Source organism: Streptococcus sp. VTCC 12905 (genome assembly GCF_049893385.1).
GTDB classification, from domain to species: domain Bacteria; phylum Bacillota; class Bacilli; order Lactobacillales; family Streptococcaceae; genus Streptococcus; species Streptococcus suis_AA.
On record NZ_JBMVJC010000003.1, the window covers coordinates 51,519 to 65,823 of the forward strand.

General features: G+C 42.2%; 15 protein-coding genes, 1 tRNA gene and 1 pseudogene. 2 read left to right on the forward strand and 15 right to left on the reverse strand.

Going from position 1 to position 14,305, the window contains the following annotated elements:
• Window positions 1–26 precede the first annotated feature (26 nt).
• The 10 genes from ACPC58_RS02010 to rsgA all read right to left on the reverse strand — a co-directional run bounded on the left by ACPC58_RS02010 (window position 27) and on the right by rsgA (window position 8,120).
• Window positions 27–278: a hypothetical protein gene (locus tag ACPC58_RS02010; RefSeq protein WP_277837297.1), complete on the reverse strand. Its 252-nt coding sequence runs from the start codon at window positions 276–278 to the stop codon at window positions 27–29.
• A gap of 28 nt (window positions 279–306) precedes the next feature.
• Window positions 307–483 (reverse strand): hypothetical protein, encoded by a 177-nt coding sequence (locus tag ACPC58_RS02015; protein ID WP_172041245.1) that lies wholly within the window; start codon window positions 481–483, stop codon window positions 307–309.
• A gap of 230 nt (window positions 484–713) precedes the next feature.
• Complete coding sequence (locus tag ACPC58_RS02020) at window positions 714–1,376, reverse strand: hypothetical protein (RefSeq protein WP_277844288.1); 663 nt, start codon at window positions 1,374–1,376, stop codon at window positions 714–716.
• Window positions 1,377–1,994: 618 nt separating this feature from the next.
• Window positions 1,995–2,807 (reverse strand): pur operon repressor, encoded by an 813-nt coding sequence (purR, locus tag ACPC58_RS02025; RefSeq protein ID WP_024391625.1) that lies wholly within the window; start codon window positions 2,805–2,807, stop codon window positions 1,995–1,997.
• A 102-nt stretch (window positions 2,808–2,909) separates the two neighbouring features.
• The gene (locus tag ACPC58_RS02030) at window positions 2,910–3,776 is read right to left on the reverse strand and encodes an aminoglycoside phosphotransferase family protein (protein WP_434065091.1); all 867 of its coding nucleotides are present in this window, start codon (window positions 3,774–3,776) and stop codon (window positions 2,910–2,912) included.
• On the reverse strand, window positions 3,776–4,717 hold the full coding sequence (locus ACPC58_RS02035) for a 3'-5' exoribonuclease YhaM family protein (RefSeq protein WP_434065092.1): 942 nt from the start codon (window positions 4,715–4,717) through the stop codon (window positions 3,776–3,778). The genes ACPC58_RS02030 and ACPC58_RS02035 overlap by 1 nt, the downstream gene beginning before the upstream one ends.
• Window positions 4,707–5,945: a DNA recombination protein RmuC gene (locus tag ACPC58_RS02040; RefSeq protein ID WP_217374546.1), complete on the reverse strand. Its 1,239-nt coding sequence runs from the start codon at window positions 5,943–5,945 to the stop codon at window positions 4,707–4,709. The genes ACPC58_RS02035 and ACPC58_RS02040 overlap by 11 nt, the downstream gene beginning before the upstream one ends.
• Window positions 5,946–6,578 (reverse strand): thiamine diphosphokinase, encoded by a 633-nt coding sequence (locus ACPC58_RS02045; protein ID WP_434065093.1) that lies wholly within the window; start codon window positions 6,576–6,578, stop codon window positions 5,946–5,948. It abuts the gene before it with no gap.
• Window positions 6,571–7,230, reverse strand: a complete 660-nt coding sequence (gene rpe / locus ACPC58_RS02050; protein WP_130554196.1) for a ribulose-phosphate 3-epimerase — start codon at window positions 7,228–7,230, stop codon at window positions 6,571–6,573. The genes ACPC58_RS02045 and rpe overlap by 8 nt, the downstream gene beginning before the upstream one ends.
• A gap of 14 nt (window positions 7,231–7,244) precedes the next feature.
• Window positions 7,245–8,120, reverse strand: coding sequence for a ribosome small subunit-dependent GTPase A (rsgA, locus tag ACPC58_RS02055; RefSeq protein ID WP_172036513.1), 876 nt, complete (start codon window positions 8,118–8,120; stop codon window positions 7,245–7,247).
• A 124-nt stretch (window positions 8,121–8,244) separates the two neighbouring features.
• On the opposite strand from rsgA, the gene ACPC58_RS02060 reads away from it, so the two are divergent.
• Window positions 8,245–8,326: transfer RNA gene (locus ACPC58_RS02060), tRNA-Leu, on the forward strand.
• Between the two features lie 147 nt (window positions 8,327–8,473).
• On the opposite strand, the gene ACPC58_RS02065 is transcribed toward ACPC58_RS02060, so the two are convergent.
• Window positions 8,474–10,210: a hypothetical protein gene (locus ACPC58_RS02065; protein WP_434065094.1), complete on the reverse strand. Its 1,737-nt coding sequence runs from the start codon at window positions 10,208–10,210 to the stop codon at window positions 8,474–8,476.
• Window positions 10,211–10,801: 591 nt separating this feature from the next.
• Here ACPC58_RS02065 and ACPC58_RS02070 point away from each other — a divergent pair.
• Window positions 10,802–11,347 carry a cysteine hydrolase family protein gene (locus tag ACPC58_RS02070; protein WP_434065095.1) on the forward strand — a complete coding sequence of 182 codons (546 nt, stop codon included), beginning with the start codon at window positions 10,802–10,804 and terminating at the stop codon, window positions 11,345–11,347.
• A gap of 352 nt (window positions 11,348–11,699) precedes the next feature.
• Here the strand turns inward: ACPC58_RS02070 and rsmA are convergent, their stop codons facing one another.
• The 4 genes and pseudogenes from rsmA to ACPC58_RS02090 all read right to left on the reverse strand — a co-directional run bounded on the left by rsmA (window position 11,700) and on the right by ACPC58_RS02090 (window position 14,225).
• Window positions 11,700–12,575, reverse strand: coding sequence for a 16S rRNA (adenine(1518)-N(6)/adenine(1519)-N(6))-dimethyltransferase RsmA (gene rsmA / locus ACPC58_RS02075; RefSeq protein WP_217374541.1), 876 nt, complete (start codon window positions 12,573–12,575; stop codon window positions 11,700–11,702).
• Window positions 12,576–12,613: 38 nt separating this feature from the next.
• Window positions 12,614–12,864 (reverse strand): annotated as a pseudogene (locus tag ACPC58_RS02080) (NUDIX domain-containing protein); the annotation flags it as partial.
• Between the two features lie 28 nt (window positions 12,865–12,892).
• The gene (gene rnmV, locus ACPC58_RS02085) at window positions 12,893–13,459 is read right to left on the reverse strand and encodes a ribonuclease M5 (protein WP_434065096.1); all 567 of its coding nucleotides are present in this window, start codon (window positions 13,457–13,459) and stop codon (window positions 12,893–12,895) included.
• On the reverse strand, window positions 13,443–14,225 hold the full coding sequence (locus ACPC58_RS02090; protein ID WP_434065097.1) for a TatD family hydrolase: 783 nt from the start codon (window positions 14,223–14,225) through the stop codon (window positions 13,443–13,445). The genes rnmV and ACPC58_RS02090 overlap by 17 nt, the downstream gene beginning before the upstream one ends.
• Window positions 14,226–14,305: the final 80 nt, after the last annotated feature.

The following is a 14,305-nucleotide window of genomic DNA, read 5'->3' on the forward strand; positions in this document are numbered from 1 at the left end:
AGTGAGTTTTTCTATATCAATAATATCTATTTGACACTTCTTCTCTTAGGATCCAATCTGGAGTAAACAAAACTTCCCAGATAGACGATAACAAAAGCTCCTGCAATCAAGCCAAGAAGTCCATGAAAGTCCTGTGCATTGGGAAGAGCTAGCACAAGTAAGCACACCAGAAAAGCAACTGTACTATTCAAGTCTTCCTTCTTCTTGTAAAAGTGATAGAGTTGATTCAGCACAACTACATTTAGCGATAGGGTAACAAATAGTAGATGGATTGGCATAGATTTGCTCCTTTGATTAAATCTTAAATTATTTTTTCTTATTTCGTTTCAACAGATGCACAAGGGCAAGACTGAAAAACATAACATTGATCATCAATTCAAGCTTCCCGACATTGGACAAGCCCAATCGATAGATAAGGGCTATCAACAATATTGCTACCAGAATAACGTAACCTATTTCTTTGACAAATTTTATTTTTTCCATAGTATCTCCAGAAACAAGAGTCTACAATAGCCCTAAACTGTCTCATTATAAATCTTGAAAATCCGCTTCTTCACCAAAACCTTGCCTACTTAACTTGTATTCCCTCTGTTTTAAAAAGGGAATTAGGAAATTTGAAAAAACTAGCACCCCTGCATACAGAGTCACATGAGATCCCGTCCATAGCAGATAAAACAAGACTATATATACCAACTTCACCAAAGTCATTATTTTTACTCCACTAGATAGAATACAATCATTGACAATATAGAATAAATGATGAATTGAAAGACATGACTAAGTATTGCTTGGAGCGAGAGACATTTCACAAGTCTATTTTGCTCTATGTACTGCTTTTCTTCTAAAAAGGAGAGAGCTCCTTTAGAAGCGTATGTTTCTATAGATAGTGTGATGGGTATACAAACCAATAACATGACCGAATCAATTAGCAATAGCCACTTCAAAAAAGGAATGTATTTTTGAAACAATAATGAATACGTAGCTAATAGCTTCAGAGATACCGAAATCAGATTAAAATAAAGAGATGTAAAGGATTGTAGCTTTAGCAATCTATTTCTGTCCTTAGAATGATAGAGTTCATGTAAAAAAGCAAAGGCATCAACCAAATAATCACTTTCTAAATTTTTCACTCCGACAGTATGTGCTATCGGGCGATACCAATAAGCCTTTGATTCGACAATTTTAGGGGGATCTACAACTTCCCTCTCACAGAACTGTTGAAAAATCGTATGTAAATCATCACTTATTCTTAGTTCTTTACGAATGTGTCTGTTTAAAATAATTTTATTCGTTACACTTAAAATGCTTAGAATAGTGAAAGCAATAAGTAGTATAACAACCATTGAAATTTCTTTTTCACTTTGAAGTTTCATCACCAGAATTTACAACGTCTCCCTTTGTACTACACAACCACACCAACAACGACAGTAGCACCCACTTTTGCAAGTGTAACTATTATTTTTTTAAAATCAATTTTGCATAGAGAATCATGATCAGGACTATTATAAAGAATAGAGTATTGACCCAAATAATGTATTTCTTTATTTCTTCGTTGACATGATCATATGTTAGAAATGTGATGGATGAGATTAGTAAACAGCCAAAAAAGACAAGTACAAATATTTTTTCAATTTTCATTATTTCATTACCCTGACATTTTTTGATAGCTATAGAATACAGATGATTTTTGACAGCATGATAATCAGATTGGTTACACGATTGAACAAGGAAATTTTTTAATAACTTTACATCACTCGTAACTGGGATTCTTCACAGAACTATATATTTACCAAAGCTCGTTTATATTTGTATTATAACAACGCATTTATTTTCAGTCAATAATTTTTGCTATTTTTTATTACAATTATATTGGACTCACCCCCTAACATCGCACCAATAAATCCCTCTTAGCATTATTTCAACAGTAAATTTGTGCATCATTATAACAGGATATTCTCGGATACAAAAAAACCTCTCGTTAGAGAGGCTACAGATTATTCAAAAATATTCCCCAATTCGACGTCAACGCGGTTTTCCTTGACATTGATATCCGTCACAGCCAGCAGGGATTTGTAATTCGCTACGCTGCGGTCCCCTTTTTGGTTTTCCGCAAAGACAGCCACGCCTACCAAGGTCGAGTCAAACTCAGACAAGAGGCTAATCATACCATTGATAGTTCCACCATTTTTCAAGAAGTCATCGACGATTAAGACACGACTTCCCGCCTTCAAACTACGTTTAGACAGGAACATCTTTTCGATACGGTCGCTAGATCCTGACACATAGTTGACAGAAACAGTTGACCCTTCCGTAATTTTCAAATCACGGCGAACAATGACAAATGGTACATTAAGAACATTGGCAACCGCATTCGCTAATGGAACACCTTTTGTTGCAACTGTCATGACAGCATCGATTTTTTCATCTTTAAATGCATTTGCAATAATGCGACCCACATTTTTTAGGATGTGAGGCGTTGATAAGAGGTCTGAGGAATAAATATAACCGCCAGGTAAGATACGGCTACTTTCAGCCATCTGACTGCGCAGTGTCTCTGCGATTTGCAACGACTCTTCTTTTGAGATAGACGGTGTGAACACAACACCTCCACTAGCACCAGTGATGGTTTCAATTTTCCCAATGGAGCTTTCCTCAAAAGCCTTTTTAATGATGGCAATATCTTCGGAAATGGAAGATTTAGCTGATTCATACTTTTCAGCAAAGGTATTCAAACTTGTCAATTCATAAGGGTGGTTGATGAGATAATTGGAAATCACTACCATCCGTTCGCTTCTTCTTAACTTCATATAATCATCCTCTAAATTTATTTTTTCTATTATATCACAAAAACAACAAAAAGCGAACTTTTTATATAAAAAGTCCGTCTTTTTTCGCATTTTATAGAAATACTACCGATACCATGAAGGGGAATAAAGCCTATAGTGTTCATACCAACCAACTATTCTCTCAGCTTGCGCCTGCATCAAGGGGATTTGTTCGGGATCTACTTGTTCTGCCCAAGAAAGAGCTCCTAGACTATTTACTGTGATATAAAGAGCAGTGAGTCTCCAAAATTCCTCTGCAATGCATCCTTCAAAATAGGCATCCACCTGACCACGCGCAAAGGCTGGAGACAAATCTGCCGTGAAAATCAAACGGTTGAATTCTTCCCAGGGGTCTCCTATATCGTAGCGATCAAAGTCTAAGATTTTGAGTTTTCCATCTCTTCCCAGTAGAAAATTACCTGTATGAAAATCTCCATGATGATAGGCAATCGGTCTCCTTTCAAGCAAATGACGGTTGGCTTGGACAAAGTCTATCATGGCTTGATCATTTGGATAGGAATGACTAGTTGCTTGGTAGGCAGCTAATTTACTGTCAATCTTTGCCTGATAAAAACTGTTCCAGTCGCGCAGACTTTGATCAATAGGCAGACCATGCAGGGCTCGTAAAAACTTTCCAGCCTGACAGCCCAGTTCATACAAGACAGAATCCGGCAGATCGGAAGCCACTTTATTCATATCCTGACCTTCCACCCATTCATAGAGAGTGTAAACAGACAAGTCATCCGCCCAACAGCTTAGTGGCTCTGCCACAGGCAAACCTAGACCAAACAGGTTTTCAACTAATTGAAATTCGAATTTCTTGACCTCAATAGCTGTCCGCTCTGCTATTCTCAACAGACCAAAGCGACCATCTTCTAGCTCAACCTTGTACTTTTGGTCCGTGGACCAGCCTTTGGTGAGGGGCTGTCGAGACACTATCCTAACTGCCATCAGTCTAGGTTGGGCTTATAGAAGGCGCGGTTCTCCATGGCAAAGATACGGTTGGTCATCTCGCCTGGGCCAACCTTATCCAAGGCCGACAGCATCATCATCATTTCCGCATCGATATTGTCAATCATGTGGAGGATTTCCGCCTCCATAATCTGCGGACGGACAGGGCTTCCATACTCCAAGAGGCCGTGGTGGCTGAGGATAACGTGGCGCAGAACAGTCACTTCCTCCAGACTGTCATCGATGCCCAATTCCATCAAGACCTTGGTAATCTCTTCATCAATCAAGGAAATGTGCCCAATCAGATTGCCACGGACAGTGTAGCCTGTGTTATCAGGGCCTGTCAGTTCAATCACCTTGGCTAGGTCATGAAGCATGATTCCTGCAAAGAGCAGGCTCTTATTGAGCTGAGGATAAATATCACCAATTTTATCCGCCAAGCGTACCATGGTCGCGGTATGGAAGGACAAGCCTGAATAAAAGGCATGGTGATTGGTCTTGGCCGCTGGATAGGAATAAAATTCCTTTTCATATTTACCGTAAAGAGCACGGACAATCCGCTGCCAAGTGGCATTTTCTATGAGGAAAATCATCTGATTTAGGTAGTCCTTGGTGTCCTTGACATCCACAGGTGGTTTTTCCTTGAAATCAGCAGGGTCGTTGGGTTCACCAGCTTTTGGCAAACGAAGAACCAACTGATTGACTTGGGGTGTATTATTGTAGACTTCACGGCGTCCCTGCATATGAACTACAGTTCCAGCAGTAAAATCCTTGATTTTCCCTGGTTGGGCGTCCCAGAGCTTGCCCTCAATCTCACCAGTCTCATCTTGGAAGGTCAGAGCCAAGTAGTCTTTGCCAGCCCGTGTTTGACGGACTTCTGCTGTTTTGATCAAATAGAATCCTTCGAAGAATTCATCTTTTTTCATTTGGTTAATTTTCATTATCTTCCTCATCTAATGGGGACAAGCCAAGCAGTCCCTTAGTTTGATCATCTTCGTACAGGTCGATGGCTCGAAGACTACGCTCGATAGCGTTGGTTCGAGTCGTTAGGAGTTTGTCAATATTGCTGCTGGCCTGATTGAGTTGTTTCTGAGCCTTAAGCAAGAGGTCAGAAAACTTGCCAAATTCCAGCTTGACATTGCCCAAGACCTTGGAAATATCATCGGCCGACCGTTGAATATTGAGGGTTTTAAAGCCGACAGAGAGCGAATTAAGCAGGGCAGAAAGCGTGGTCGGTCCTGCTATCACGATATTTTCCTGACGGCGAAGGTCATCAAAGAAAATCGGATTGCGGACCACTTCTGAATAAAGCCCTTCGGTTGGCAAGAACAACACACCAAAATTAGTCGTTTCAGGTGGATTGAGGTACTTGCTCTGAATGTCCTTGGCAAAACGTTTAATAGCAGCCAAGAGATTTTTCCGATGGAGGTCAATCTGGTCCTTATCCCCACTTTCGTAAGCATCTTCCAAGCGGTAGTAATCCGCCAGCGGAAACTTGGAATCGATTGGCAAGTAGATATAGTCGCCTTCCGTCTGTCCTGGTAACTTGACCGCATACTCCACGCGCTCACTAGAGCCTGAAACCGTGGCAAACTCTCGCTCATATTGGCTAGGTGTCAAAATATCCTCGATAATCTGTCCCAGCTGCAATTCACCCATGATGCCACGGGTTTTGGTGCCAGACAGGACCTTGTTAAGACTACCCACATCACGCGCCACCGTCTGCATTTCGCCCAGACCACGATTGACCGATTCCAATTGCTTAGACACTGTTTCAAAGGAGGCTTGTAGGCGGGTTTGCAGGGTTTTCTCCAGCTTTTCCTCAACCGTCTGCCGCATTTCTTCCAGGCGTTTTTCATTGGACTCCTGAATGGCCTGCAAACGGCGGTCGGTGGCATCTCGCGTTTCCAAGTGGCTCTTATTCAGCTCTTGACGGATGTCCGTTAGCTGTTGGTAAAGTTCCGTGCGGAGTCTTTCCACTTCCTGATGAATGGCTTGCTGCTGTTTGAGAGTTGCATTTTCTAGTTGATAGCTGAGCTGATCAGACAAGCTGTCTGCTGTGTCTTCTGCCTGATCTTGCAAAAGCAGGGCCAAGCTCTGCCATTTTCCATAAAGAAAAACCAAGGCGAGCAAGACCAGTATCAGTAAAATAAGTAGTACAATATCCATCTAATTCTTATCCTTACTGTAGATTAGGACCACATAGCCCTTATCCAGTTGAATGTATATATCTCTATCTATAAATTCGTTAGAGGAATAGCATTTTTTGAAAAAATAATTGCTGGCATCCAGCGGATACTTGGCATGACGAATGGTCAGGCGACTGCCATCTGACGGCATAAAGGAAATATAGGTCATTCCTTGAATAGGTTGAATGATATGCCTTCCTGCAGGTCGAAAACGAACGATGTTCTGACTGTCCACTAATTCAATTTGCTCCATGTAGGGTGCCAAGTCAGGCTCTGCAGCTAGAAAGAGATTGGCCATCATATGATCCATGCGTCCACCCAAGGCTCCGTATATGTGAACCTGAGCCTGCGGATAAACTTTGAACACTTCCTTTAACGCTAACTCTAAGTCTGTGTCATCTTTTTCAGCAGGTGCTTGTAGGAACCGCTCTGCTAGATCCTTTATCCGCCCTAATTCTTCAGGTGTCACCGAGTCAAAATCACCGATAGCCCAGTCAAGAGGTAGGGAATGTTCCAATAGACGAAGTGAGCCTGCGTCTACCCCTACATAGAGGTCTGCAGGCTCAGGAAGGCAGTCAAATGAACCACCTGCTATTAGGGCAATCTTAATCATGGAGGGCTGCTTTCAATTTGGCAACGTTGACATCCAAATCGCCTTTGAAGAGGTAGGAACCTGCCACAAAGACATTGGCACCCGCATTTTTGGCTGAATGAATGGTCTTATCGTCAATTCCGCCGTCCACTTCGATGTCAAAGTTCAAGCCTTTGGCTTCACGGAGTTTGACCAAGGCCTCAATCTTCTCAGCTACTTCTGGAATGTAGGCCTGACCACCAAAACCTGGGTTGACCGTCATGAGAAGCACCTGATCCACTAAGTTGAGCACAGGCTCAATGGTCACAAGAGGTGTCCCTGGATTGATGACCACACCCACCTTCATACCAGCGGCACGAATTTTTTGCAGGGTTCCATGCAGGTGAACCGTTGCTTCTGCATGAATGGTTAAAATATCTGCACCCGCACGTGCAAAGGTCTCGATATGATTTTCAGGATTGGACACCATGAGATGGCAATCAAAAACCAGCTTGCTATGAGGACGCATAGCCGCAACCACATCCGCCCCAAAGCTGATATTTGGCACGAAATGACCATCCATGACATCAATGTGCACATACTCCACACCTGTCTTTTCTAAACGTTTGAGCTCTTTTTCAAAATTTGCATAATCTGCCGCCAAAATAGACGGTGCAATCTTATAATGTGACATACAGAACCAACTTTCTATTTGAATTTCTTACTAACCTTGGCATAGGTTTCACGCTGATTTTGGATTTCGCTGAGGAATTGGAGATAATTGTCAAAGCGACTTTGGGAAATGGCAGAGCTGACAACAGCTTCTTTGACTGCACAATCCGGCTCATGGGTGTGGGTACAGGTCCTAAATTTGCAGTTCTGGCTGGCTTCTGCAATCTCTGGGAAACAATCTGTCAGTGCCTCAGCCTCCTTGACTTCATAGTCTAGAGATGAAAAACCTGGCGTATCCGCAATTTTCCCACCGAAGACATTGTAGAAACTGACCGCACGAGTGGTATGGCGACCACGCCCCAGACTATCTGAAATCGCACCTGTTTCCAAGGCTAATTCTGGCGCAATGCGATTGAGAAGAGTCGATTTGCCAACCCCTGTCTGCCCCATAAAGACCGTCACCTTATCCTGCAATAATGGCGTCAATTCCTCCAAACTATAGACAAAAGGATAGCCAATTTTCTCATAGATAGCCTTGAAGGCATCCATCTCCGCCCGTTCTTCTACCAAGTCCATCTTAGAGATATAAATAATGGGATCCATGTCCTTCTGTTCCAAAAGCACTAGGAAACGGTCTAGTAAATTGGCATTAAAATCAGGTTCCTTGGCCGACATGATAACCACCGCCTGATCGATATTGACGATAGGAGGTCGAACCAGACTATTTTTCCGCTCATGAATCTTTAAAATGTAGCCTTCTGAGTTTTCCTCCGCAGAAAAGTCCACAAAATCACCCACGTAGGGCGTTTGTCCCTTCTTACGAAAATTCCCTCTGGCTCTGGTTTGATAAATCTGTCCATCTGCCTCGACATAGTAAAAACCTGCCAAGGCCTTGATAATTCTTCCTTGCAATGAAGACTCCTTTGTGTGTACTTGTTCCTATTATACCAAATTTCCTAAGAAAAAACCGCAAGCGGTTTCGATTTTGCATTTTACTCTAGTCATTTCAATTGAAAAATTGTATAATAAAAAGCAAGCGGAGGTGGTGGAACGGCAGACACGCATGCTTCAGGCGCATGTGCCCATCGGGTGTGAGGGTTCAAATCCCTTCCTCCGCATTATTTATAAAGGATAACCCCAAGTCAAAGTTGATGACTTGGGGTTATTCTTTATTCTGATCATTTGGCTTCAAATCATTTAAGTAATTTTAACCAGATTAGCTTTGAATGCAAGATATGGGCCACAAAAATCTGATGTCTCTCTTTTCATAAGTAGAAAGTTTTTGATTTGCGATAGAAAGCCATATAGTAACAAAGCCATAATCCCCATCCCATCAAGCTAATCGCAATCACCGGTAACAACCACCACTGTTGTTTATAGGATAAGACAAGGGTATTCTGCCCTTTTTGGCTTGTGACTGTTGGAACTCCGATAGTGGAAAGTTTTATATCTTCTCTATTTAACACTTGATGGTTTAGGACCAGCTGGCTATCTTGGTAAACAATAATCGGAACCGCCGTTTCTTCTGCTTCTTTTGCTGTCCATGTAATCACTAACTGATTCCCTTTAACCTGCTTTTCAAAATTATTATTTGGAAGAATAATCTGGTCATGGTAAGCATGATAGGCCTTACGTGTCTCTTCATTTGTTGCAGGTCCGGATTTTTCTTCTAAATTTGGTAAGTAGTCTGGAGTTGATTTCTGAGCAAGATAAATAAATTCACTCAAGTCTGATGAATGGAGAGAATCACGCAATTCATCAGCCGAACCATAAAGAGAAGTATAGATCCGGTGTTGCATAAAGGTATCACTATAGTAGTCCTCTTGGATGTCTTTACCATTTTGATACCATATAAACCCAACTCCGATAAAAAGAGACATTAAAACTATCTTAGAAAAAACTTTTTGCAACTTCTCGGATAGGCGTGTTATTTGCAATCCAACGACAACTAGTAAAAAGACATTAGCGTAAAGGAAAAATCGAGAAGGAAATTGAATCAACTCAATAATGGCAATTCCCTTCCCTGCTACTAATTGCCAAGGAAATAGATTAGTTGATAAAATTAGATATATCGTATAGGTTATAGATAATCCTGCAAGAACCCGAGAATGCTTTTTCCAATTTTTTACCAAAAAGAAAAGAAAAAGTCCAAAGTAGAGTGGCAAGGAATACGGATAGTACAAGAATCGGATTTTGAGGTGAGTGACTGTTGATAATACAAACTTCTTATTCACAAATGGGGGTATCAAAGTATTTGTCACCTCAATATTAATGAGTGGTAACCAAATATTCATTGTTAGCAGTAGGAAAACAAGTATTGATTTGGCAACTTCTCCAACAATCTTAAACTTTTGTTCTGATTTTAACCAACCAAAAAGAAAGATGATTCCATAAGCGATAACTAAGAATAACGTTGACAACATGTGAACCTGCAACATCAACCCTACTGCTCCTGCCATAAGGAAAATAGGAACTTTCTTGGTTTGCAAGAAACGAACTGCTGGAATAAGACAAAGCGGAAACAGTGCCACTCCCCAGCTAGTGAAACCTTGGGATACCCACCAATATTGAATAGAATAAGTTGTCACGAAAAACATTGATAGTAAAAGAGAGAGTGAGTATTTGACCTTAACCTCGCGGAAGAGAACATATAAAGAAGTTGCGCTCAGTGTTCCCAAAAATAAATTAGAAACAATCTGATAGCGGTACCAAGTGCCACTCAACAATACCAAGACGCTTTGCAAGTATGCAAAATATGGGCCATAGAGAGCATTAACAATTCGACCAGACTGTTGATAGCCATACAAACTGATAATATAAGAGAAATTTCCCTCCTTCAGTTGCATTGCTCCATCATAAAAATGATTGTAATGGAAAATCAAATCTGCTCCTGTTACCATCCCCTTAGTCACTAAATGTGGAACTAATAATAAAATAGAAAAGCCCACAAATAGGCTAATTGCCACAAGGTGGGGATGTTTTTTTTGTAACTTTTTAAACATATTTATACCTTCATGTGAAGAAAAATTTCCTTCCATTTTGTTACCTATATACAAAATTATCTACTTATACAGTTGTGGGTGCTACCTCTAAACAAGAATCTACTAACGGAACACCAAAATAATGTCTATTACTCTCCGAAAATCAAAAATATGCCTTGGCCAGAGACTTAATGAATAACATATTCAGTGGAGGTTTTTGACCAATAAACTTGAGTTAAGAACGAAATAGAGTTCTACCTTCGGCTTGGAGACGCAAACACAAATCGATTTATTTCCAACCTTCAAAGGTAAATCAAACCTTTGGAACTAAGCTATTTTTATTTTTCATTGAGTATAAACGAGTATCTAGCACCCTACCTCAAAGGATAAGGCTGGAACAATATTGCCCAGCCTCAGTTCCTTTTAGTATAACAAGCTTTCGTGAGTCAGTCAATGAATAACACAGAAGTTCCACCTCATATCAACTAAGTAAACGAATTCAATTTCATTATGTAAGCGCGAAGTATGAAAAGCGAGCCAGCATAACCATATTACTTTACTACAACTTTTATCTGTGTTAGAATACCATAAATTTATTTTTTAGGAGTTAAAATGAAAACGGCATTAGTACTAATTGACTTTCAACAAACATTTCGAGATGGGTCTTGGGGTACTTCTAGTAATGATCAGGCCGAAGTCCAGGCAGCTAAGTTACTAAAACATTTTAGACAAAACCAACTACCTATTTTTCATATCCATCATTGGAGCCAGCATCCAGATTCTCGTTTCTATTTTAAATCAAACGGGTTCTCTGCTATTGATATGGTGAAACCGTTGGAAGATGAATTAGTCATAACCAAGACCGTTAACAGTGCTTTTATCGGAACAAGTTTAGAAGCAATTCTCAGAGAACAAAGTGTCAGTCGTTTAATTATTACCGGTTTGACAACCCCTCATTGTGTATCCACCACCATCCGTATGGCAACAAATTTAGGTTTTTCGGTCACATTAGCAGAAGACGCTACTGCATCATTCCCACTACATGACCATAACGGCAGAACATTTAGTGCCCAAGAAATCCAAGACTCTACTTTGGCTAGTCTGAACGAAGAGTTTGCCACTATTTTATCTACCCAACAAATTTTAGATAGCCTATAATCATTATTTTTAAAGCTCAATCAAGGCATATTCCATATCTCTTTTCCTTGAAACTTTACATTTCAAAGGATACCAATGGATATTTGTTATTGACGAGCTTTTTGTTTTTACTCTACTATTCAACGAAAATCAAAAACATGACCTGCTCCACCTACGATGAGGTAGGTCTTGGCGAGCTAGTTTCGAATAGTTTCTGCCAGTTGTTCACCACCAGCTAGAATGGAACCACCAAAAAAGGCTAGAACATCTACTTGTTCTAGTCCTTGCTCTGTTTGGAGAGCTTGTATTGACAAGGAGGACAGATCCCGCGGTCCACAACATTGGGCTTATTGATTAACTGCCTGCGCTAGTATCATGATAAGCCAACTTCCTGGAGGCTATCAGACAAGCGTGCGAAGTCAACTATAGAAAGTGCTTCTCCACGGACACTGGCTTCCAGCTCTGCCATGCCAAGTGCCTGCGTCAGCTTGTCCTTGACTTCTTCAGACTTTCCGAAATGGTTGGTCAGGTTGTTCCACAGGGTCTTACGACGGTGCACAAAGCTGGCCTTGGACACTCGGAAGAAGAAATCTTCGTCCTTGACGTTCACCAGGGGTTGCTCGCGGCGGACCATTTTGAGAATGGCGGAGTCCACGTTTGGTGCGGGTACAAAGACGGTGCGAGGCACGATGAAGGCCACCTTGGCAGTCAGGTAGTACTGGACCGCAATGGACAGGCTGCCGTAAGCCTTAGTGTTTGGCTCGGCAGAAATGCGGTCGGCCACCTCCCGCTGCATCATGACCACGAACTCGCTAAAGGGAATCTTGCTCTCAATCAGGTGCATGAGGATAGGGGTGGTGATGTAGTAGGGCAGGTTGGCCACGACCTTGATGGGCAGGTCAGGATTCTTGAAATTCTGAATCTGGGTCTGCAGGTCGGTCTTGAGGATATCTTGATTGACCACGGTCACATTGTCAAAGCGACCCAAGGTATCCGCCAAAATCGGAATCAGGCGGTCGTCAATCTCAAAGGCCATGACCTCAGCGGCACTCTCTGCCAAAAATTCAGTCAGTGCTCCGATTCCAGGACCAATCTCGATAACATTGACATTCTGGTCAATCTCTGCCGTGTCCACAATCTTCTGTAAAATATTGGTATCGGTCAAAAAGTTCTGACCGAAGGATTTCTTAAAGGTAAACCCGTGGCGTTCAAGGACGGCACGAGTAACGTTTTTGTCTGCGATTCTCATGTGTGTTCTTTCTTGTTTTTTTATTTCTAGGCAAACTTCAGATAGCGATAGTGATCTGTTGGATCCGTCCAGTTTTGAATGCCACAAAGCTCGAGATTAGATACCGTCAAACCCGTTTCTTCCTTGATTTCGCGAATGATGGAGGAAATAATACTCTCTCCACATTCGACATGGCCCCCAGGGAAAGTCACACCAGGCCACTTTTCAGATTTTCTATCCTGGACCAATACCCGCCGACCGTCTGTAATCATACACATATTGGTTGGATGACTTGCTCTGTCCTGCTCATACTCTCTTACTTCAACAACTTGACATAATCACTCATACTCCCCCATCGCCTCCTCGACATCCGCCAAACTTATCCCGAACAAGTTTAGGCGTTTGAGCAGTTGCTTGCCGTTGCAATAGCCGATGCGGAGCTTATCTCCCAGATATTCCCTCCGCTTGCGACTGTCGCTGCCCATAAGCAAACCTAGGCGCATCAAATCGGACTTGGTGATGTCAAAGTTATGTTCATCATCGTAGTAACCACGCACGCTTGTGAGAGCTTTTTCCAAGTCCTCAAAGCTGGCGTGTTCAATGCCCAAGGACCGCCCTTTTGTTTTGGATTGGGGCCGAGCCTCGTCCCGCTGTAAAAAGGCGTGTTTGACCGTGGGAATAGCCTGCATAATGATTTTTCGAATCCGCTCGCCATTGTAGTCTGGGTCAGTAAAGACAATGACACCACGCAGGTCATGGAGTTTCTCTATGCGTTCCAAGTCATCGTCTGATATGGCAGAACCTCTAGTTTCGTAGGTATCCACCTCGTAAAACCGTTTGAGGTTTGCTGTGTCGTCCTTGCCCTCGACAACTATGACTTCTTGTATCTTAATTTTCTGAGTCAATTCTGAACAAGCTCCTTGCATTCTCGTAAGTCGCTTTCGCCACTTCTTCGACCGACTGGTTGCGAAGCTGGGCCAGCATTTCCACCACATAGCGGGTGTAGCCAGTGCGATTTTCCCGACCCCGCTTTGGAACTGGGGCCAGGTAAGGTGCATCTGTTTCGACCAGGATTTTTTCTAGGGGCAATGCTTGCGCCGCTTCCTGGAGTTCGACAGCTTTTTTGAAGGTCACGACTCCCGAGAAGGAGATGTGCATCCCTAGGTCTATGAAAGCTTGAGCCTCCTCCAGCGTGCCAGAGAAGGAATGCATGATCCCTCCACGCGGACCGACGCCGACTTCCTTAATGATCTGGTAAGTATCTTCCAAAGCATCACGAGTATGAACCACAAAGGGTAAATCCAACTGCTTGGCCAACTCCATCTGACGTTTAAAGACGCGTGCCTGGGTTTCCTTGTCAGCCGTCATCCAGTAGTAATCCAGTCCAATTTCCCCCAGGGCAATGACCTTGGAATGTTTAAGAGCCTTGAGTAGATAACGTTCAACTTCTTCATCATAGGTGCCAGCCTCTGTCGGATGCCATCCCAATGTTAGATAAATTTCAGGGTACTGGTCAGCTAGCTCCATAGCCTTGACAATGGTTGCTCGGTCAAAACCAACCACATTGTGGAGGGTAACCCCCATCTCCTTGGCAAAGTCTAGCTCTTCTTGGACCCGTCCGTCATACTGTTCAACATTGAGATGTGTGTGTGTATCAAAAATAGTTACCATTCTCTTTTTTATAAGCTCCTCTTTCAAACTACTAAGTAGTATACCATTTTTCCACCTGTACGTTAACTAATAAGGAAGCG

Coding starts and splice junctions, on each gene's coding strand:
- ACPC58_RS02070 (WP_434065095.1), top strand. CDS start 10,802: ATGAAAACGGCATTAGTACTAATTGACTTTCAACAAACATTTCGAGAT.
- ACPC58_RS02015 (WP_172041245.1), bottom strand. CDS start 483: ATGGAAAAAATAAAATTTGTCAAAGAAATAGGTTACGTTATTCTGGTA.
- ACPC58_RS02040 (WP_217374546.1), bottom strand. CDS start 5,945: ATGGATATTGTACTACTTATTTTACTGATACTGGTCTTGCTCGCCTTG.
- rpe (WP_130554196.1), bottom strand. CDS start 7,230: ATGTCACATTATAAGATTGCACCGTCTATTTTGGCGGCAGATTATGCA.
- ACPC58_RS02045 (WP_434065093.1), bottom strand. CDS start 6,578: ATGATTAAGATTGCCCTAATAGCAGGTGGTTCATTTGACTGCCTTCCT.
- ACPC58_RS02035 (WP_434065092.1), bottom strand. CDS start 4,717: ATGAAAATTAACCAAATGAAAAAAGATGAATTCTTCGAAGGATTCTAT.
- purR (WP_024391625.1), bottom strand. CDS start 2,807: ATGAAGTTAAGAAGAAGCGAACGGATGGTAGTGATTTCCAATTATCTC.
- ACPC58_RS02010 (WP_277837297.1), bottom strand. CDS start 278: ATGCCAATCCATCTACTATTTGTTACCCTATCGCTAAATGTAGTTGTG.
- rsmA (WP_217374541.1), bottom strand. CDS start 12,575: ATGAGAATCGCAGACAAAAACGTTACTCGTGCCGTCCTTGAACGCCAC.
- ACPC58_RS02030 (WP_434065091.1), bottom strand. CDS start 3,776: ATGGCAGTTAGGATAGTGTCTCGACAGCCCCTCACCAAAGGCTGGTCC.
- ACPC58_RS02090 (WP_434065097.1), bottom strand. CDS start 14,225: ATGGTAACTATTTTTGATACACACACACATCTCAATGTTGAACAGTAT.
- ACPC58_RS02065 (WP_434065094.1), bottom strand. CDS start 10,210: ATGTTTAAAAAGTTACAAAAAAAACATCCCCACCTTGTGGCAATTAGC.